The organism is Phycisphaeraceae bacterium (assembly GCA_040222855.1).
GTDB lineage: Bacteria > Planctomycetota > Phycisphaerae > Phycisphaerales > Phycisphaeraceae > Mucisphaera.
Map to the genome: position 1 here is coordinate 380,928 of JAVKCD010000019.1, position 19,934 is coordinate 400,861.

The window sequence follows — 19,934 nt, forward strand, 5'->3', positions numbered from 1 at the left end:
TATGTGGGTTTTCTCCGCAGGGATGCCTCGATCAGGCTCCACCCTGCAGTTCCAGATCACCGCTGAACTCATCGAGTCCGCTGGGCTCGGTCGCAGGCTGGAGTACGCACGGACCGCCGAGTTCCCAACCATCAGAGACCAACACCACAACGAGCATCAGCACCTCGTCTTCAAAACCCACCACTGCTCCCAGGACATTGAAGCCCAGTTTGCCGCCGGCAACGCCAAAGCCGTCTACACCTTTCGTGACCTCCGAGATGTCTACGCCTCACGCATGCGCATGCGTGAAGACACCTTCAAGACCGTCTGGAACGAAAACTTCCTCGACAAATGCCTCAAAGACGACGCCTGGTGGCGATCCCTTTCCCCCGTCTACATCACCCGTTACGAAGATATGATCAATGATCTCCCCCGCGAGATCAGCCGACTCGCAACCTTCTTCAACATCGATATCACAGACGATCGTTGCACCGAGATCGCCGATCGCTACAGCTTCGATAAGCAAAAACAACGCATCGAACACCAGCGGGCCCAGCATGACGACAACTTCGACCCCAAGATGCTCCTGCACGGCAACCACCTCACCGCCAAACCCGGCTCCGGCTGGTCCGACACCCTGACCGATGAACAGGCCGCAAAGATCGAACTCAAAACCACAGACTGGCTCACCCAACACGGCTACCCCATCCTCAACCCCAGCCCCTCGCTCACCCAGCGGCTACGGCTGATGTTCACCCGATGACCACCCCAAAACGCATCCTCTCCGTCACCCGCAAGCCCGATGCCGCCAGCTACGAGCAGCGGGTTCTCCGCTGCCTCCCCGCACTCCGTAATCGCGGACACGCCATCGACCTCACCGTTATCCCCGAAGGGCGACTCGCCCAAACCCGATTCTTCACCTCATTCCGCCACTACGACATCATCTGGTGGCAACGCCACCTCGCCATGCCCTACGACCTCCCAATCATCGCAGCCTTTGCCAAGCGACTCGTCTTCGACTTCGACGACCCACTTACCTACAGCGCCCGCTTAGGCGGGTCACCAAGCTGGTCCCGACGCACCCGCTTCGCATGGATGCTCCGCACCTGCGACGCCGTCACCACAGCCAGCGAACACCTCGCCCAATCAGCACAACCCTTCTGCAAACAAGTCGAAGTCGTGCCCATGCCCGTTGATCTTCCCGACAACCCACCACCACTCGACAGCCGCAACGCGACAACCACCCGGCCCGGAGAAGTCACCCTCCTCTGGCTCGGCTCCCAAGCCACTCAGCCCTACCTCGAACTCATCCGCCCCATCCTCGAAAGCCTGGATCATCGTTTCACCCTCCGACTTGTCGCCCACCAACCCATGACCTTTGCCAACCTCAACATCGATTTCCGGCCCTGGTCCTTCCAGCAGCAGGAACAAGCGCTCCGTGAAGCCCACATCGGCCTGTGCCCCATGCCCGACACCCCCTGGACTCGTGGCAAATGCCCCTACAAAGTACTCCAGTACATGGCCTATGCCATGCCCTGGATCGGTTCGGCCGTTGGCGAAAACCTCAACGTCGCAGGGGTCTCAGAACCCGGTCAGGGACCGAGAGGCTGGTGCGCTCAAACCGTTGACGACTGGATGAACGCCATCCATCAACTCGCCATCAACCCAAACCTTGCAAGCACGATCGCCGCAAAAGCTCGTTCCCATATCGCCGAACGGTATGACCGCACACGACTGATCGCTAAACTCGAACACATGCTCGTAGGGTAAGCAGCAACCACGACAGGCAGATATCCCAATGCCCATGAAACCAATCAACATCCAGCCACCGAGCAAAGGTTTCCAGCGCTGGATACGCAAGACCCACACGTCGCTGCTTCGACGCATCAACCCTCTTGGCTTCCACACCATCCCGTTCGACCACGGACTCCGCCTCCGCGTTCGCCACATCGATCGCATCGGGCGACGTATCTATCTCGACGGCTACTCAGAACCCGAGCTCGCCACCTTCCTCTACGCCACACTCCAACCCGGCATGACGTTCATCGACATCGGCGCAAACCTCGGACAGTTCACCGTCCTCGCCGCCCGCCTCGTTGGCCCCACGGGGACCGTCCATGCCGTTGAGGCCGCCTCCGTCATGCACCAGCAGATCGTCGACAACCTCCAGCTCAACGCCTTCGATCAGGCCACAACACACCACCTGGCACTCTCAGACCGCGAAGGAACCATCCAGCTCAACACCTGTGTCCCAGGTCAGGAGGCCTTCAACTCCATCGGCCGCCCCGACCGCCAGGAAGCCCGCGTCACAGGCTCAGAAACCGTTCGCACCACCACACTCGACGGCTTCTGTCACGAACAACACATCGATCACGCCGACATCCTCAAGATCGACGTCGAAGGCGCTGAAGCCCTCGTCCTCCAAGGCGGAGCCACACTCCTGGGCCAACCAAACGCCCCGGTTATCTTCTGTGAGTTCAACGAAACCGCCGCCCGGGGCGCTGGCAGCTCCACAGCCACCATCCGTAATCTGCTCAACAACTACGGCTACAGTCTCTACCGCTTCGACCTTCACCACATCTCGCTGACGCCCGAACCAGACCACGATCACTACCAAGACTCAGCCAACCTGATAGCAGCCAAGCACCCCAACCATGTGTTCCCGCAACTGAGCAAGTGACCCGCCCATGACGACCGCTCGAACCAGCCTCGAATCACACCTCGAGCACGCTACCAACCGCCACAACCTCTGGCTCACCGCCCTCGCCATCTTCATCATCATCACCCACTTCCAGTGGTGGTGGCACGGCTCCGGCGACCAGATGAACTACCTCTCCATCGCACGCCACTTCGCCCTAGGCGAAATCGCCCGATTCGACGAACCCACCCTCCGATACGCACCCGGCTACGCCCTCATCATCGCTCCCACGTTCTGGATCATGGAACGACCCTTCCTCCTGATCAACCTCATCCACACCGCCTTCCTCCTCGCCATGATCCGACCCATGACCCGCTGGTTCGAATCCTACGCAGGAAAGGCCTCCACCCTCCTCACAGCCCTCGTCGTGGTCAACCTCAGCCTCTGGTTCTATACCCAGCGACCCCTTAGCGAAGCCGTCTTCGTCCCCTGGCTGATCCTGACCGGGCTCCTCCTCCAGAAATCCGCCGACGCTCCACGCCTGTCCAAAGCCCTCCCATGGCTGATCGCCGCGATGCTTGCCACCATCCTCCTGGTCATGATCCGGCAGCTAGGCGTCTTCCTCCTCGCCGCGCTAAGCGTCGTCCTTCTCATCAGAACCCTCCAGGGCACCCTCCGCTGGTGGGATGCCGCCCTCCGACTCACCTTCACCGCCCTGCCCGCATGCCTCTCCATCATCGCCCTCAGCCACTTCGAACAAGCCAATACTGAGGCATCCACCGACAACGAAATGTCCTATGTCGATCACCTGCTCCGCGAAGACGTGGGCCTTCTCGAACGACTCGCCCTGTGCACCCATCTCCGCATCAGCGAAATCGGCCGCATGATGATGCCCGGCATGCGAACCTCCTACGCACAGGAAGGCGACTGGCTCGACATCAACATGCTCATCTACTCCGCCCTCTTCCTCCTCCTAGCCTGGGGATGGTGGCGCATCATCAGCCGCCGCGCTGACGTGCTCATGTGGTTCCTCCCCTTCTATTTGGGCTTCCTCCTCTTCTGGCCCTACGAAGCCGCCACGCGCTACGCCATCCCCCTGCTCCCCATGCTCGTCCTCGCCCTCTGGGGAGCCGTCGTGCCACTCAAAAACCGCCGTCTCACCATCCTCGCCGTCGCAGCCACCCTCCACCTCCTGGTCACCCTCGGTTACTGGGGTATCGAGCTCACACGAATGAACACAACCGCGCAATGGGCTTCCGCTCAGGCCGTCGCCGACCAGACCCAAGACGATCCCGACAGCATCGTCGTCCGTGGCGTCTCCACCCCCTGGCAGTACCGCCTGAGGTTCATCACCAACCGCAACATCGCCTTCGCCCGCACCGATGAACAACTCAAGACTTCCGACGCCCGCTGGATCGCCGTAGGCGACAACAAACCCGCACCCCCAGGCTGGCTCGAAGTCTCCAATATCGACAACATCCGCTTCTACCGACGCCCCGACACCAAAGATCCAACCCTACCCTCACCGCATCCGGTACAGTGACCCTCTAGATCGACCTCAACCCCAAAAAAGCCCTATGCGGGGGGTGGTAGGAACACGATGAAGCTTGAAATTGTCATACCCGCTCTTGATGAAGAACAGAGCATCCGCTCGATCATCGAACGCTGCCTAACCGCACGAGAACAGATCACCGCCCAGACCTCCGTCACCGAAGTCTCAATCACCGTTACCTCCGACGGCTCGACCGACAACACCGTCCCCATCGCCCGCGAATACCAGGACCGCATCAACCTCATCGTCTTCGAGAAGAACAAGGGCTACGGCGCCGCCATCATGGCCGGCTGGGCAGCATCCGACGCCGAACTGCTCTCCTTCCTCGACGCCGACGGCACCTGCGATCCCCTCTTCTTCATCACCCTCTGCAACGCACTCGATCAGGACTCAGCCGACATCGCCCTCGGCTGTCGCATCAACCCCCAGAGCCAGATGCCCCTCACCCGTCGGATCGGCAACTTCGGCTTCTCCACCATCATGACCCTCTTCTCGCTGAGCAGAATCAAAGATACCGCCTCCGGCATGCGCGTCGTCCGACGATCCTGCCTCCGCAAACTCATGCCCCTACCCACCGGTCTCCACTTCACCCCCGCCATGAGCAGCCGCGCCATCCTCGCCCGCGACCTCAAAATCATCGAACGCGACATGCCCTACCACGAACGCGAAGGCGAATCCAAACTCAAAGTCGTCCGCGATGGCATCCGCTTCCTCAACGTCATCATCACCAACGCCCTCCTCCACCGACCCTCAAGACCCCTCGGCATCATCGCCACCGCAGCCGCCCTCCTGGCCTTCTTGATGATGCTCTACCCCATCTGGCACTATCTCAACGACGGCCGCGTCGAAGAATGGATGATCTACCGCTTCGTAGCCTCCAACCTCCTCGCTGGCTCCGCCATACTCCTCTGGTGTGCCGGGTACCTCGGCCGAAAAGCCGTCGATATCGCTCTCTCCGACAACCCCGCCCGCGACAAGCACCACGGCGTCATCGGCTGGCTCATGACCAGCCGATGGTTCTGGGTCATCATCACCCTCTGCTTCGCCAGCGCCGCACTCCTCGTAGGCGACGCCTTCATCGATTACCTCACCACAGGCAAAGTCACCGAGCACTGGTCACGATTCATCGTCATGTCCTTCTTCATCTGGACCGCCATCATCCTCCTGATCACGCGCACCATGGACTACTGCCTCAGCCTCCTCGCCGACCGCCTGCACTACATCAGGCACGACGAAAACCTCTTCGCTCTCCCGGCCGATAGCCATGCCGAAAAAGCCTGATCATCACGCCGCCTCAGGATTGCTGCGCGGCGTCGGGGCCGTACACGGCCGACTCGTCCACGGCCGCCGCGTCACCGCGATCGCTAACGCCATCGCCCCGCTCATGAGCCAAGGTCAATCTCTCCTCGACATCGGCTGTGGCGACGGCACCCTCGCCGCTCAGGTCAATGAGCGGGTCGGCAACCTCCAACTCACCGGACTCGAGGTCATCGCAAGACCCCAGGCCGCCATCCCCGTCACCGTGTTCGATGGCCAACACATCCCGCTCGACGACAACACCGTCGATGTCGCCATGATGGTCGATGTCCTGCACCACACCCACGATCCCATGATCCTCCTCCGCGAGGCCGCCCGCGTGGCCCGATCAGCCGTCATCATCAAAGATCACCGCATGGAACGACCCCTGGCCGGATTGACCCTCCGGTTCATGGATTGGGTCGGCAACAAACCCCATGGCGTCACCCTCCCCTACAACTACTGGAACGCCAGGCAATGGTCGGGCGCCTGGAAACAACTTAGCCTCACACCCGACCAATACCAGACTCGACTCGGGCTCTACCCCGCGCCCGCCAACTGGCTCTTCGAATCCGGACTCCACTTCGTCGCAAGACTAAGACCCGAGCAGGCACCATGAGACAGACCGACATCGACCCGTCACTCGCTACATGGGAAGCCGCCTACGCACGCTTCGAAACCCCACTCCAGGAACGCGCCAAGTTTCGCAAACGCCTCCGCCAACTCGACGCCCTCAACCTCGATCGTTCGAGCCGAATCCTCGAAATCTTCTGCGGACGCGGCAACGGGATGAACGCATGGGCCGACCTCGGCTTCAACAACGTCGAAGGCCTCGACCTCTCCCCGAGGCTCTTGGCTCAATATGACGGACCCTTCAAAACCCACGAAGCCGACGCCTGCAATCTCCCCTTCAACGACCACACCTTCGATATCCTCTGCGTCCAAGGCGGACTCCATCACCTACCCTCTACCAGCCACCTCGCCCAATCTCTCGACGAAGCTCGACGTGTGCTCAAACCCACCGGCCGATTCCTCATCATCGAACCTTGGGAAACCCCCTTTCTCCGATTTGTCCACCGTCTGTCCCGTACACCCCTCCGGCACCTCTGGCCCAAACTCGATGCCCTCGCCGTCATGATCGACAACGAACGCACCACCTACGAAGCATGGCTCGCCGCAGGACCCACCATCCTCACCATGATCGAAGAACGCTTCGCCTTTGAACAACGCACCATCGCCACTGGCAAACTCATGGCAGTCACCCGCCCACGCCCAAAAACCTGATCAACATCGCCGCCGTGATGCGGGACGCATGGGAGAGTGGGGTCAACCCTCCAGCACCGGAGCCGCCCTGAACCGCGACCCCAGCGCCACCCGACTGTCCAGACCCAGCCAGTCATCCAGCACCGCCGCATAAACCGACCGGAAATCGACCCTGAACTTCAGGTCGCCGTTGTCCAGATCCGTCAACGACGGGTGCGGGCCAATCAAACCCGCACGCACCTTCGGGCCAAACAGGAACATCGGCCCCGCCGCACCGTGATCCGTGCCGTTCGACCCATTCGTATCCACCCGCCGACCAAACTCACTGAACGCCATCGTTACCACCCGCTGATCCTGGCCGATCGCCGCCAGCTCGCGATAAAACGCCCGCACCGACGAAGCAAACTGGTCCAGCAGCCTCGCATGCGTCCCCGCCTGATTCGCATGCGTATCAAAACCACCCAGCGCCACATAGTAAATCCGCGTCGGCAGCTCCGCCGCGATCATCGACGCCACCGCCTGAAGCTGACGACTCAAACCATTGGCCGGAAACTCCGTCTCGGCACGGCGACTCACCGCTCGCCGAACCCGATCCGAAGCCGCTTGCGCATCCAACGCCGTGCGGAACACAAACGATGCCGGGTCCGCCGTCGTCACCGGCTCAACCCCCGCATTGATCTGCTCGTAAGCCCTGGCCAGCTTCGGGTGAAGCCCTTTACCCGACCACTCAAACAACTCCGCCCGCGAGAACGACACCGGCTTCGCCTCCACACCCTGCGTTGCCATCGGCGCTTCCTCTCCCACCGTCACGCACGACAGGCAATCATGCTCGCCACGCTTCGCCTCCGCATCCATCGCCCGCCCGATCCAACCCACCCCACGGTGACCATCCGCCGCCTTCGTGTCACCCGCGTGCCACACGTCCATCGACGCAAAATGCGAACGATTCGGATTCGGATAACCCACCCCCTGCACCACCGTCGCCTGTCCCTCCTGATACATCTCCTGCACGCCGCGCAGCGACGGATGCAGCCCAACACCCACCCGCGGATCCAACTCCAGTACATCACGCTCCGCCACTGCCAGACCGCCCCGCATCCGGTAATACTCAGGCATCCCCGCCGGAATCACCGTGTTCAAGCCGTCATTGCCACCGGATAACTGAATCACCACCAGCACCCGCCCCTGATTCACCGCGTCCGCGTCCAGCAAGGCAGCCGGGTCCGCCATCGCCGTCGATGTGTGCGAGAGAAATCCCGGCACCGTCCCCAGCGTCGACATCAACGCAAGACTCGCCTGCAAAAACTCGCGTCGGGTGTAAGGCATCTTCTCGCTCATCACATCATCCTCACCCAGCTCAACAGAGCTGATACTCAGGCATCGCGGTCACCAGCGTCAAAAAACCCATCAGCCGATCACCCGTGACCGGCCCACCACCCTCGTTCAAAAACGCCTCCAAAGGCGCCCGACGATCCTCCGCCACATGCGCTCCCAACAGATCATTCATCAGCACCCGCGACACCTCCGCTGGCTTCGCCGCGTCCAGATCAGCCACCAGCGACATCGGGTCGTAGTTCGTCGCACCCCTGTCCCACCGCCGACCCGGATTCTTCCCCGTAATCATGTACACACAGGTGTTCTGCCGCGCAAACAACGTCGACGTATTGATCCACGACCGCCCCACACCCCAGCCCGCCACACTCGGCGGATCAAACAACGACTGACCCATCATCCGCATGTTCTCATGCAGCCGCGACGTCGAACGCTCAGGCGTCCCCAGCGACCGCGCCGTCCCCACCACCAACTGCGCCGGACTCTTGATCTTCCTCCCGACAACTTCCGCGTCATAAAAATGCCGACTGCTCAGCAGCACCCCCAGCGTCGGACCCAGCGCATACTTGTCCGCTCGAAGCCTCTTCGCAATCTGATCCACCACCGATTTCTGCGCCGCGGAGAGATCACCAAATCGGTCGCTCACATCCGCCACATAGTGCCGATAAAGCTTCAGCGCGATGTACCGCGCACACGCCGGATGCCTCAGAAGGATCTCGACAAAGTCGTCCCCATCGAACCGTCCTGTGCGCCCAAGGATGCTCTTCTTACCATCGTCATGCCGCGTTTGATTGAAGCTGAAAGCGTTGTCATCATAAGTAAACCCAGTGAGCGCACGCGCTCCCTCCCTGATATCGCCCTCCCTGTACTGCCCCTCGCCAAGCGTGAACAACTCCATCAACTCCCGCGCCAGGTTCTCGTTCGGCTCACCTTTACGGTTCTGATGGTTGTTCAAGTACTTAATCATCGCAGGATCACGCACGATCCCCCGCGCCAGCGTCGCAAAGCTCTCCAGCCCATACCGCCGGAACATCTCGTTCTGCTGATACAACAGCCAGGCGTCCTGCACCGGTTGATACGCCGTCGCGAAATGTCCGTGCCACAGCAGCGTCTGGAACTCCCGCATCGGCGACGCCGTCTTGATCATCCGCCCTAACCACCAGGTCTGCAGGTCCTTATGCATCTGCCGATCATCACGATCGATCTGCTGCCGCGAGGCCCGCGCCCGCTCTCGCAGCGCCGGATCGTCCGACCCCAACGCCTGCCGATAAGCGCGCCGCTCCTCCTCCGTAAACGGCCGCCGGATGTCCGGACCCCCAGGCGGGCCCGGCAAGCCAGAATCATCCCCGCCAGCCAATACCCAAGCCACCGCACCCTGCACCCCAAGACCCACCAACGCCCGAGCCCTGTGTCGGTCCGGCGCAAACGCCGTCCTGACCAGCAGATGCCGCGCTTCGGCAGGACCAAAACGATCATCGGAAATCGGGCTAAGCGACGTATCCATCAACAGTTCCAATCCCGACGGCACCACAGCCGCCTCCGGATCAACGACCCCAACCAACCATCATTGCATCGACACCCACCCCGCAGCAAGAGAAAAACTCAGACCCCCCAGCTTCACAACTCATCCTCATCCGGCTCCAGCAGCGTCAGCGCCGGCCCCATCGTGTCCCCCGCCGAGGTCTCCGGCAGCTCACCCACCGGCAGCACCAGCGTAAACGTCGTGCCCTCGTTCCGATCACTCTCCACCACGATCCGCCCGCCATGCTCATCAATGATCTTCTTGGTCACCACCAACCCAAGCCCCGTCCCCTTAAGCCCTTTGGTCGAGTGAAACGGCTCAAACAACCGCGCCTGCGTCGCCTTGGTCATCCCCTCACCATTGTCCACCACCGAGATGCGCACACTCGCATCCTCCGCCGCATACGTCGCCCGCAACGCCACCACACCCGATTCGGGCTCCACCGCATCGAGCGCATTGCTCAGCAGGTTCAACACCGCCTGATGCAACCCCGAAGCGTCCATCGGGACCGGCGGAACGCTATCCCCAAAGTCCGTGATCAACGCCACCTTCTTGCCGTCGTACTGCGGCTGCATCAACGCAACCAGCTCCTGCAGCAGCGGCTCAAGATTACCCATCTCCAGCTCAGGCTCACGCTGCTTCGAATAAGCCAGCATGTTCATCGCCAGCTCATAGATCCGCTCCTGATTCCGCGCGACGATCTCCCATCCCGAACCGATCACCTTCAGGTTCTGCTTCCGCAGGCCCAGCTCCACCACGTCCGCCCCGCCACGCATACCCTGCAGAATATTCTTGATCGAGTGCGACAGCGACGCCACCGTCTGTCCCACCGCGGCAAGCCGCTCGCTGCGCAGACGAGCATCAACCAGCTCGAGATTCGCCAGCGCCAAGCCCGTCTGGACGCCAATCGCCGTCAGCAGCGTGAGCTGATCCTCCGTGTAGGTGTAGTTCGCGACCTGAGAATCAAGCTGGATGACGCCGTAAAGCTTGCCCTTGTACTTAATCGGCACACACATCGTCGAGCGGATGCTGTACGCCTGAACCGAGTCGCCGGTCGCAAAACGCTGATCGTTCATCGCGTTGGCCGACAGCACCCCCACGCCCTTACGCATGACATACTGAACGATTGTCCGGCTCACCGTGAACGTGCTCGGCCTCAGCGTCGGATCAACCTCCTTGCCCCGCGTGTTCTCCGGGTCCTTCTTACGGATCACCACTGGCTCAAGGACTTCGGTTTCCCCCTCCTTGAGCATGATGAACCCGCGGTCCGCGTTGAAGTACGCGAAGATCACGTCCATGACCTTCTCCAGCAGCTCACGCTTCTCAGTGACCGACCCGATCAGCGCCACCAACTCGTAAACCACCTTGAGCTGGAACTCCGCCGCCTGCGCCGGCTCAGGAACCGCCATGATCATCGATTCATCGTTCGCATCAACCGTGTGCTCGACCGAGATATCCATCTCTCCCTTGCGCGACAACCGGACCTGATGCTGAAAAGCCCGCTCCCCTTCCTCACCAAACACCATCAGCGTCGAGCCGGTCCGGATCTGATCCCCAGGCCGCAGCGTCCGCTGCGTCGTAACACGCACGCCGTTAACAAACGTACCGTTCGCACTGCGCAGGTCGTGAATAATCCACTGCCCGTTGTCAGGCGTCAGCGAAGCATGACGACGCGAGATCGTCTGATCCAAAAGCGGCAACGACTCCGACGATCGCCCGATCATCTGCGGCTCGTGATCCGGCAACTCGAACCTGCGGCCCTTGTCCGGTCCCTGGAGGACGGTCAGAGAAAGCATCTAGTGAACCCGCTCTTTCACAGACTCAAGCTGAGCCTGGAAGCCTAACAGCCCCGCATTCCCCTCACTCTGATAACGCTTCACAACATTCTCAGCACCGAGCCATTCATAAACGTCATCCTCAATCTGCTCCACCTCGGCCTTGAACTGCTCCAGACTGAGCTTGCGCAACTCACCCAGCCTCAACGCCTCGCACCGATGAACGAGTCGACCAACCATCTGATGCGCCGTGCGAAACGGAACCCCCTTCGTCACCAGATAGTCAGCCAGCGACGTGGCGTCGAGGTAACCACGACTCAGGGACGCCTCGATCCTCTCTTTCTGGAACGTCGTGCCCGCCACCATCTTCGCGGCCATCTCCAGGCAGTCGCACACATCATCGTAAGCCCGAAATACGTGCTTCTTATCTTCCTGCAGGTCACGGTTGTAGGCGATCGGCAGACCCTTAAGCGTCGTGAGCAACGCCACGAGCGAGCCGTAAACCGCCCCACACTTGCCGCGCACCAGCTCCAGCATGTCCGGGTTCTGCTTCTGAGGCATCATCGATGAACCCGTCGTGTACGCATCGGCGAGCTTGATGAAACCAAACTCCGTCGAGGCATACAGGATCCACTGCTCCGCCCAACGCGACAGTGTCATCGCCGTCATCGACAAGGCATAGACAAAGTCAACAGCCACGTCTCGATTCGCGGTAGCGTCGATGCTGTTACCGGCGGTCTGTGGGAAATCGAGAAGCCGACTCGTCAACCCGCGATCTAGCGGAAGAGAAGAACCAGCCACCGCACCCGACCCGAGAGGGTTATCGCTCGTCGCCTCCGCGTTAAGAATCGCCAGACGCTGACCGCACCGCCTGATCGCCGAATGCCATGCAAAAATCTCGGCCCCAGCACAAACAGGCTGTGCCCGCTGAAGATGGGTGTAAGACGGCATCACAATCTCGCCGTCACGACTGGCGAGTGCAACATAGGCATCCTCGAGCCGCTGCATCAGCGGGATCACCCTCTGCTCCACCGCGTCCCGGACCCACAACTTCAGGTCCAGGGCCACCTGATCATTCCGTGACCGCCCGGTGTGCAGCTTGCGCCCCGGCTCGCCGATGCGCTCGATCAGCGCTGCCTCGACGCACATATGGATGTCCTCAAGCTCATACGTAAACCCGGGCCAGCCTCGCCCTGTCTCGTCGATCTCACCCTCGATCTGGCGCAGGCCCTTTTCGATGGCCGAGAGATCCTCCGCGGCGATCAGCCCGACCTTCTTGAGCATCGTGGCGTGGGCGATCGAGCCGCTGATGTCCTGCTTGTACAGACGCCAGTCGTAATCGATGGAAGAAACGAAGCGGGCCGCCAGCGGGTCGGTCTCGCTGCCGGACGACTTGGCGTGCTCCCAGGGCTTGGAGGTCGATGCTTTCGGGTTGCTCATATCGCTGAGTGTATCGGAGCCAGAAAAAAAGCCCACGGAACCGGTCCGTGGGCTTGTCATTTCGTCTCGATTCTCCCGCTAGAACGAGAAGGTCTCGTCGTCCTCGCCTTCGTAAGGCTCATCGCCCATGTGCCGGTGGTGGACGCGGATCACCTTCGCCAGCGACTCGCCCAGCAGCGGGCCGATCGCCTCGATCGTCTCCAGGATGCGGTCGTCAAAAGGCTCAGATCGCTCGCGGAACAGCACCAGCACCGCCAGCGTCTCGTCCTCGGCCCGACACGGCATGGCGACCAGCTCGGTCCCGCTAAGGAAGCTGCCGTCCTGACCGATCCACGAACCAATGGCCTGGTCATCCGTGAGATGAACAACTTCATCACGATCGCCTAGCGTCGGCGGGATCCTGTCTGCGATCAGGTCGAGGAGGATGTCGCCCGCCCCTTCGCCGGTGTCCGGGTTGATGTTCACATAACCGCCTAGCGAAAACTCATCCGCCGACGACGGCAGATAGATCGCCGCGTTGGTCGGGCCGGACTTCTCGACCAGATGCTCGAGGGTTTTTCGGATCAGCCCTTCGAGATCGAGCTCCTCTTTGATGAGCGTGCCAAACTCGGTGCTCTGAACCATGTGCTGCATCTGCACAGCGAGCTCCTGATAGGCGGTCACAAGGTCGTTACACAGCACATCCACCTGCTGACTGACCTCGATCCTGGCCTCGTTGAGCTTCTTGCACAGCTTGCGGAGACGGCGGATGCGCTCCGCACTCGCATGGTCGGGAGCCAGACGATCCAGAGCGCGCCGGATGGTCGCCTGATACGCCTTGGGCTTGGCCGACGGGTCAATCACATCCACGACGCCAGCCCGCAGCGCCGCGAGGGTCTGATCCGGATCGTTCCCCGGACTCAGCAGAACCACTCGGGTCATCCGACGGTTTCGCGTCAGCTCCGCCGCCAGCTCGATGGCTGGCTCATCCTGCAAGTCGGCGGCGAGGAAAACCACCTCGTAACGCCCCTTGTCCAGAACCTGCCTGGCCTGCGCAGCCGTCACAGCCTGCTCAACCCGCATCGGTCGTCGATCCACGCTGGTGATGCCGGCAAGCGTCGGCCCGGCAACGGCCTGCGGTTCAACGACCAGCAACGAGACCGGTCGGGTTGGCACAGCGACATCAACGCCAGCCTGATTTCTGATGGTCGATCGTGTACTCAAGGAGACCCCCAAATCAGGTCCACCCGGCGCGGCATGCGACGGCGTTGAAGTACCGATCGACGGCTTAGAGACCTCGGTCAAGCGGAACTGTGACGGTCGCCGTCGTTCCGCGCCCCGGCGCGCTGTCAAGGACCAACCGACCGTCGTGACCGTTAATAAAGGTGCGAGCCCTCGAAAGCCCCATCCCCACCCGTCTTCCCGAGGGCTTACGACTGAAGAACGGATCGAAGGCGTGCTCAAGCGTGTGCAGGTCCATGCCTGGGCCATCATCCTGCACGCGGACCTGCGCCCGACGCCCACCGGCAGCCAATTCCAATGACACCCGGACCGTGGAACTGGCGGGCGCTTCAAATGCATTCTGGATAACCTCGGTCAATGCCTGCCGGATCAGGTCGGCATCGATCGCCGCCTTGGGCAAGCCCTCCGGAATAATCAGCGTCAGCTCGACATCGTCCGCCAACTTCCCGGCTCGCTCTCGTGCATGGCCGGCGGCCTGCTGGATCACCTGACCCAGGTCTGATGCCGAGCGCGAGGGCACTGGCGGCCGCGCCATCAGGTGCAACCCCGAGATCAGATCGGTCAACTTCTGAGCTTCCCGGACCATCAACTGAGCCGACTTCTGAGTCTCAGACCCTGGCTGAGACTTCATCGCCAGCAACTGCGCCCGACCGGAAATTACGGTCAGCGGATTATTCATCTCGTGCGCAGCGCCCGCCGTGACCTCCCCAAGCCGGGCGAGCGATCGCTGACGAATCAGCTCATCCTGCGCGTCGCTGAGCTGCGTGCTCACCCGAATCACCTCTTCACTAAGCTGCTGGCTGCGTTCCATCGCCGCAGACGCCGCGAGTGCATGAGCCCAGACCGACAACAAGCCCCCCCACGGATCGCGCGCCGGCCATCGATCAGCCTCGACGATGAACCCCGCCCACGGCTCACGCGCACGTCCGATCACCAGCAACCGGTAACTCGGCTGGTCTTCGAGAGCCACGGCACGCACCAGCCAGGGCACCGCCTCGCACGCCGGCACGGCCCACATGCTGGCGATCGACTCATGGTCCAGATCATCAGGAGCCTCAACGCGTCCCGATGTCACCGGCTCGCCCTGCTCGTTGAACTGGAACCACGCACCATCCCAGAGGCCCCTGCGTTGCTCATCACCGGCAAACCAGGCGGCCCGAACCCGTCCGGACGACCACGCGGTGATCGATCCGCCAATCGCCGCGATGGTCTCTGTCAGACTCGCCTGAGGACTCAGCGAGTCCTGAAACGTACCGATCAGCTTGATCGCCCGCTCAGCGAGCGGATTGCCCGTTGGCGGCGCCTTCTGACGACTCGACTTGGCCAGCGCACGGTTGGCTTGCCGAACCGCATCCAGCAGCAGCTCGATAGACGGCTTGCTACCCATACCAAGCGTCTGACCAAGCTCCTCAACCCGATGAATCACCCGGGGCGCGATCTTGTCGATCAGCTCGGTCCGGATATTGAGTTCTTCAGCGTACTCCGCGAGACGATTCCGGCGATGGTGATTCCCCGAGTTCCCCAGGTGCAGCGTGCGAACCGCCTCGTTAGCCAACGCAACCAAGGTGATCAGCGACCCCGATGGGCGCTCAGCGTGTCCCTCCGCCGGCATCCCGTGCAGCCAGATCACGTCACGCATCAGCTCCGGCAGACCCCAGCTCTCGGCCAGCCGCTTGCCCGCCGTGTGGTGATCCATCCCCAGGATCCGCGTCTCGATCTCGGCCAGCCCGCACTGATGCTCCTCAGCGACCCGCAGCACCCGGCCATATGACTTAGGCAGAACGTAGTCCAGAGCGAGCTTGCCCAGGTCGTGCAGCAGCCCGCAGACAAAAGCGCGATCCCCACGCAGGTCTTTCCGGTCGGGAAACAGCTCGGCGATCTGCTCCGCCATCACCGCAACGGCCAGGCTGTGAATCCACAACGCCTCGCGATCGAGCAGTTGCTCACCGTCGGCTCGCTCGGGCGCAGCTTGTTCAAAATATGCGCCGACCTGCAGCGAGAGCACGACGTTGCGCACCGTCGTGAAGCCCAGCAGCATCACCGCTTTGTCGATCGTCAGAACCTGCCCGCTGATGCCCTTCTCAGCGGTCCGGCACATCGAAAGGATACGCGAGGTCAGTGCCGGATCGGCCTTGACCAGCCGGATGACTTCCTGAGCATCAGCATCGTCACGCGCCGTCAGGTCCAGCAGGCGCGTGGCGACCGCTGGCAGGGTCGGCAGCGTGTCCACACGACGGAGGATCAGCTCCACACGACGTGCGTCATCAAACTGGGCCGCCTTAGCGGGGGCCTCGGGCATAAACCCCTCCGTTGTGCTCGCAACGACGAACTAAACTCAGCGAACCTCAACGAGTCCCAACAGCGACTCAACCTTCTCGAGCAGGCGATCGGCCTGGAACGGCTTCTTAATAAAGTCGTCCGCGCCGTCATTGAGAAGACCATCGATCTCGTCCTGATTCACCACGCCCGAGATGATCACCACCTTCATGTGCGCTAACGCCTCGTTGCTGCGAACCGTGTGGCACACGACATTGCCGTTGACATCCGGGAGCATGTAGTCCAACAGCATCAGGTCGGGTCGGACCTGCTCGGTGAGAATGCCAGCGTCGTAGCCGGTCGATGCCGTCTTGAGGTCGATCCGTTCGTCCGCGCCAAGGATCTCGCGGAACAGCTCAAGGATCTGCGGGTCGTCATCGACAACAAGCACGGTCTTGCGGGCACGCTCGAACTCATCCGTGGGGATGTCGTTCTCTCGCATGAAACGCAGTAACTCTTCACGCGGGATCCTCCGAAAACGACTCCCCGGCACGCGGAAGCCGTTGAGACGCCCGCTGTCGAAGCAGCGGATGATCGTCTGCTGCGACACCTTGCAGACAGTCGCGGCCTCACCTGTCGTAAAGACCTGTTTGCTCGCCAGTTCAGTCGTGGTCCCGTTGCGGTCATTCATACCTGATGTCCCTAGCACGGAAGGATCCCCTTGCTGCCGTCCGGAAGCCGTGGGCTCCGGGCGTCGAATGGCGGTCTCGCGAGAAGGCAGACGACCCACTCGCTCCAGATTCCCGAATCGGGTTCAACTGCCCCGCACTTGACCCCCTCAGCCCGTCCCCGCCGGGTTCCCCCCGACTCGGGTCCGCGCCAGACCCGCGACCCGTTCCACCCGTCACAAACCAACCCGAAACAGCACCCATGACGCTTGACTCCAATGGCCCTCCACCAAAGTCTGCCTCAAAAATACCCAAGTGCCTACAAACACCACGCTTAGACGAGGCCAACGCGTCATAACCCCAGCCCGAAACCGGGTTATCCCTCAGACAAAAAAGTGAAACAGGTCAAGCTGGAGAAGGCTTGTGAGCCTCAGCGCAGCTCAACCGACCAGTAGGCCTGGTCCAGGAACGCCCGCCAGCTGGCATACTTGTTGTGCCCCAGCCGGATGCTGATGACCGGGTTGCGGGTCGGCTTGACCGGCTTGCGGATCAGTTGCATGTTCGCCTGCCGGGGCGTGCGCCCCCCCTTGCGCGAGTTACACGCCACGCAGCAGCAGACCAGATTCTCCCAACTACTCCCCCCGCCTTGGGCTCGGGGCAGGATGTGATCGAGGCTCAGCTCCGAGGTCGGAAAGTGCTGCCCGCAGTATTGACAGAGGTTTCGGTCCCGCGCGAAAATATTACGCCGATTGAGTTTCACGGCCTGATTCGGCAGCTTGTCGTAGCCCAGGAGCCGGATCACCTTCGGCACCGCCAGTTGCATCCGGACCGTGCGGATCCACTCGTAGGCGTCCTCCTCAGACCCGATCTGGTCGTGAAACGCCGAAAGGTCCGCCCAGCTATCAAAGTCATGAGCCGTGTACGACCCGTCATCAACCCGGACGACCTCAGCGAGATTTCGCACCAGCAGCGAGAACGCCCGCCGCGCATCCACCACCCGAACGGCCATCCAGAGCCGATTCAGCACGAGCACATGACTATCGAGAGCGGTAGCAGTCAAACGAGCCTCCTGCTCCGTGAAACAACCGACCCAAGCGTGGGCTGATGAAGCGTAACCCTCGATCCGGCCAGAATCAACGTGAAGATTCCGTTCAGACCCTAGAAAATGACCCCCGATCACTCAAAAGCGCCCGCTTAGTTGACGCCTCGGCCTTCGTCGATGTAAAAGGTTTGGTTCCCCATTGGGCGAATGCCAGAGTGGCCAATTGGGACGGGCTGTAAACCCGTTGGCGTAAGCCTACGTAGGTTCGAATCCTACTTCGCCCATTTTCACACCCCTTCCCCCCGCCTCCTCGCCTCACCCGGTTCAAGACAGGGCGCCACGCACGCGATCCATGAACTGCCGGGGTGTGATCTCCTCCGCCGTGCTGGGGTATCGCGATGGCTTGCCCTCTCTGAGCAATCGAGGCACGCGCTTGCACGCCGTGACCACGGTCGAGTGATTCTCCTTGCCCATCGCACTGGCGATCTCGGGATAGCTCAGCGTGGTCATCTCCCGGACCAGCGCGATACAAACCGACCGGGCGATCACCACCGCCGGCTTACGGCTGCTGCTGACGATCTGCGCCCTCGTGATCCCCGAGACCTTCTCCACCTCAGCGACAATCTCGTCAAAACGCACCGGTCGTTTCCTTGTGTTCATTCGCTCATCGGACAAAGCTCGATCAATGATCGCCCCATCAACCCCGCCCCCAACCGGTTCGTGGCGGAGCGCCGCGATCATCAGCGTCGCCTGAACCTTCCGCAGCAACCCCTCCAGGTCTCGGACCGAGCCGTTCCACCGCTCAAGCAGCCGCGAGACCGCTTCATCCGTCAGCCGAAGGTCGAGTCGCTCGGCGAGACGGCCGATCAGCCTGGCTCTCGTGCTGTCATCCGGCGGCATCACCTGCGCGACCAGACCCCGCACACACCGGCTGCGCAACGCTTCGCTAAACCGATGAATCGTCCGCGGATGGCTGTCGCTGGCCATGATCACGCGTGCTCCGGCTAGCTCAATCTGCTCGAAACTGTGCAGAAACTCCTCCTGCGTCGCCTGCTTGTCAGCAAGAAAGTGCACGTCATCGATCGCCAGCAGCGTCAGCCTCCGGATCCTTTTTCGAAAAGCATCGATCTTGTTCGACCGGATCGCCGTGATGAACTCGTTGGTGAACTGCTCACCGGTCGTATAGACGACCGACGCCCCGGGATCGAGCTCCAGCACCCGCTGACAGATCCCCTGCAACAGGTGTGTCTTGCCCAGCCCACAGCTCCCGTGGACGAACAGCGGGCCGAACTCGTTGCCCTCGGCCTCGGCCAAGCGAGTCGCTGCGGCGTACGCCAGCTCGTTCGAAGGCCCGACGATGAACTGATCCAGACGATGGCGAAGCACAGGGCCACGAGAGACCGGCCGCGCCGGAGTCTTGCCTCCAGCCGCTGCCCGCTCCGCCTGTGGCGGACGCGCCATATCACTCGATGACGTCTCGGTGCGGAACCGATCGCTGTCCACCGGAACATCAACGGACGCTTCCGGACCGACCACCTCGCTCACAATCCGATCCAGCGTGCCGCTGAAGTTCTGCCGGATCCAGTCCGCGGCAAAACGATGGGGCGCGTAGACCCGAACCTGGTTGTTCTCGGGATGGAAGGCGAAGCGTTCCTCGCCCTCGAACCACATCGTGAACTTCCGGGGCCCCACTTCCTCGGCCAGCAGGGAAGCGATGCGCGCGGGGATATCGATGGCAACTGTGTCAGTCGCGGTCAAGGTGGTGTCCTCAGCTCTGAGGCGGGGCTAACAGCGTGCCCGCGCCGGACCAGCCCGGCTTACGCCGTGCCTCCAGGCACCCGTACACAACATACGAGTGCGCTCCGTCGAGCCGGGTCCGTCCGGCGAGTGCTCCGAGGCCATGAATCGTGCGTTGTTCCGGGCCACATGGGCTCGCACAACGTTCGGCCT

16 protein-coding genes and 1 tRNA gene are annotated in these 19,934 nt (G+C 61.7%); 8 read left to right on the forward strand and 9 right to left on the reverse strand.

Annotation, left to right across the window (positions count from 1 at the left end):
- Position 1 precedes the first annotated feature (1 nt).
- From RIG82_06830 to RIG82_06860, 7 genes are read left to right on the forward strand one after another with little or no spacing between them, the layout of a single operon-like run.
- Complete coding sequence (locus RIG82_06830; protein MEQ9460647.1) at positions 2-742, forward strand: sulfotransferase domain-containing protein; 741 nt, start codon at positions 2-4, stop codon at positions 740-742.
- On the forward strand, positions 739-1,749 hold the full coding sequence (locus RIG82_06835) for a glycosyltransferase (protein MEQ9460648.1): 1,011 nt from the start codon (positions 739-741) through the stop codon (positions 1,747-1,749). The genes RIG82_06830 and RIG82_06835 overlap by 4 nt, the downstream gene beginning before the upstream one ends.
- 34 nt (positions 1,750-1,783) lie before the next feature.
- Positions 1,784-2,659 carry an FkbM family methyltransferase gene (locus RIG82_06840; protein MEQ9460649.1) on the forward strand — a complete coding sequence of 292 codons (876 nt, stop codon included), beginning with the start codon at positions 1,784-1,786 and terminating at the stop codon, positions 2,657-2,659.
- A 7-nt stretch (positions 2,660-2,666) separates the two neighbouring features.
- Entirely contained in the window at positions 2,667-4,160 is a 1,494-nt protein-coding gene (locus tag RIG82_06845) for a hypothetical protein (protein ID MEQ9460650.1), read from the forward strand.
- Between the two features lie 57 nt (positions 4,161-4,217).
- Positions 4,218-5,450, forward strand: coding sequence for a glycosyltransferase family 2 protein (locus RIG82_06850; protein ID MEQ9460651.1), 1,233 nt, complete (start codon positions 4,218-4,220; stop codon positions 5,448-5,450).
- Entirely contained in the window at positions 5,434-6,084 is a 651-nt protein-coding gene (locus RIG82_06855) for a class I SAM-dependent methyltransferase (GenBank protein ID MEQ9460652.1), read from the forward strand. Before RIG82_06850 ends, RIG82_06855 begins: the two co-directional genes overlap by 17 nt.
- The gene (locus tag RIG82_06860) at positions 6,081-6,749 is read left to right on the forward strand and encodes a class I SAM-dependent methyltransferase (protein MEQ9460653.1); all 669 of its coding nucleotides are present in this window, start codon (positions 6,081-6,083) and stop codon (positions 6,747-6,749) included. The genes RIG82_06855 and RIG82_06860 overlap by 4 nt, the downstream gene beginning before the upstream one ends.
- 42 nt (positions 6,750-6,791) lie before the next feature.
- Here RIG82_06860 and RIG82_06865 read toward each other — a convergent pair whose 3' ends face one another.
- The 8 genes from RIG82_06865 to RIG82_06900 form a co-directional block, all read right to left on the reverse strand.
- On the reverse strand, positions 6,792-8,066 hold the full coding sequence (locus RIG82_06865; protein MEQ9460654.1) for a DUF1501 domain-containing protein: 1,275 nt from the start codon (positions 8,064-8,066) through the stop codon (positions 6,792-6,794).
- Positions 8,067-8,085: 19 nt separating this feature from the next.
- Entirely contained in the window at positions 8,086-9,564 is a 1,479-nt protein-coding gene (locus RIG82_06870; protein MEQ9460655.1) for a DUF1800 domain-containing protein, read from the reverse strand.
- A 113-nt stretch (positions 9,565-9,677) separates the two neighbouring features.
- Complete coding sequence (locus RIG82_06875; GenBank protein ID MEQ9460656.1) at positions 9,678-11,378, reverse strand: ATP-binding protein; 1,701 nt, start codon at positions 11,376-11,378, stop codon at positions 9,678-9,680.
- Positions 11,379-12,797 carry an argininosuccinate lyase gene (gene argH, locus RIG82_06880; GenBank protein ID MEQ9460657.1) on the reverse strand — a complete coding sequence of 473 codons (1,419 nt, stop codon included), beginning with the start codon at positions 12,795-12,797 and terminating at the stop codon, positions 11,379-11,381.
- 78 nt (positions 12,798-12,875) lie between these two features.
- Complete coding sequence (locus RIG82_06885) at positions 12,876-14,000, reverse strand: hypothetical protein (GenBank protein ID MEQ9460658.1); 1,125 nt, start codon at positions 13,998-14,000, stop codon at positions 12,876-12,878.
- Between the two features lie 64 nt (positions 14,001-14,064).
- Positions 14,065-16,317 carry an HDOD domain-containing protein gene (locus RIG82_06890; GenBank protein MEQ9460659.1) on the reverse strand — a complete coding sequence of 751 codons (2,253 nt, stop codon included), beginning with the start codon at positions 16,315-16,317 and terminating at the stop codon, positions 14,065-14,067.
- A gap of 36 nt (positions 16,318-16,353) precedes the next feature.
- Positions 16,354-16,965, reverse strand: a complete 612-nt coding sequence (locus RIG82_06895; GenBank protein ID MEQ9460660.1) for a response regulator — start codon at positions 16,963-16,965, stop codon at positions 16,354-16,356.
- 407 nt (positions 16,966-17,372) lie between these two features.
- On the reverse strand, positions 17,373-18,002 hold the full coding sequence (locus RIG82_06900) for an HNH endonuclease (protein ID MEQ9460661.1): 630 nt from the start codon (positions 18,000-18,002) through the stop codon (positions 17,373-17,375).
- 183 nt (positions 18,003-18,185) lie between these two features.
- On the opposite strand from RIG82_06900, the gene RIG82_06905 reads away from it, so the two are divergent.
- Positions 18,186-18,268, forward strand: a tRNA-Tyr gene (locus tag RIG82_06905).
- 40 nt (positions 18,269-18,308) lie between these two features.
- On the opposite strand, the gene RIG82_06910 is transcribed toward RIG82_06905, so the two are convergent.
- Complete coding sequence (locus RIG82_06910; protein MEQ9460662.1) at positions 18,309-19,742, reverse strand: DnaA/Hda family protein; 1,434 nt, start codon at positions 19,740-19,742, stop codon at positions 18,309-18,311.
- Positions 19,743-19,934: the final 192 nt, after the last annotated feature.